The sequence below is a fragment of the Paenibacillus sp. GCM10023252 genome, assembly GCF_042653305.1.
Taxonomy (GTDB): Bacteria; Bacillota; Bacilli; order Paenibacillales; family Paenibacillaceae; genus Pristimantibacillus.
This window is the reverse complement of record NZ_JBHSHW010000046.1, coordinates 1-835: the sequence shown is the minus strand read 5'-3', so window position 1 is coordinate 835 and position 835 is coordinate 1. Positions and strand designations below refer to the sequence as shown.

Genomic DNA, 835 nt, shown 5'->3' with positions numbered 1-835 from the left:
GTTTACGTTGGCGGTCCAAACGAGAGAGGTAGGGCACAGAATCATGAACATTACCGGGCGTTACAAAAACATCCGTAATGAGGTTGTGTTTCACATCGACGGTACGGTGGTCCAAGTAAAAGAAGCCTTCCGGCTTGCCTTCACGAAACATATAACCGCTGTCCGGGTCTGTTGTGCTGACCTTTACCTCTTTTTCTTCGTTCACCTCCTCCCGTGGTTTTAAAGCTTTTTTCCTTGCGATTTACGATCTGCTTCTACCGCTGCATTCAGTTCATCCACATAGTCACGCGTGTTATGTTGTACTTGCTCTCTCGTGAATTTGTGTTTATTCGCATTAGCTTTCACGTGAGTTGAATCGGAGATAAGGACACGTCCGCCAATCATTCGGTGCGACACAGCTTGGAGTACAATCTCATCGAAGATATCTTGAAACACTGATGTGTCTTTGAATCGTGTTCTGCGGTTCCAGCTAATCGTCGTGTGATCGGGAACCCGATCAGCCAATCCCAGACCAAGAAACCAACGATAGGCAATATTTGTTTGTACTTCGCGTTCCAGTTGGCGCTCAGAACGAATGCCATAGAAATAACCAAGGAAAATCATCTTAAAGAGTACCAGCGGATCAATGGCTGGACGACCATTATCTTGGCAGTAGAGATGACGGACCTTTTCATCAATAAAAGAGAAGTCGATATACTTATCGATCTTACGAAGCATGTGGTCAGCAGGTACGAGGTCCTCAATGGACACCAGTTCATAATTCTGTTGTTTATCTCGATTAGAGCGCAACATGAGCAACACCATCCGTTTGTTTAATTACTATTATTATACTATA

General features: G+C 44.4%; 1 pseudogene. It reads right to left on the bottom strand.

From position 1 onward, the window contains the following. Positions 1-792, bottom strand: a pseudogene (locus tag ACFO9Q_RS22925) (IS1182 family transposase); the annotation flags it as partial. Positions 793-835 lie beyond the last annotated feature (43 nt).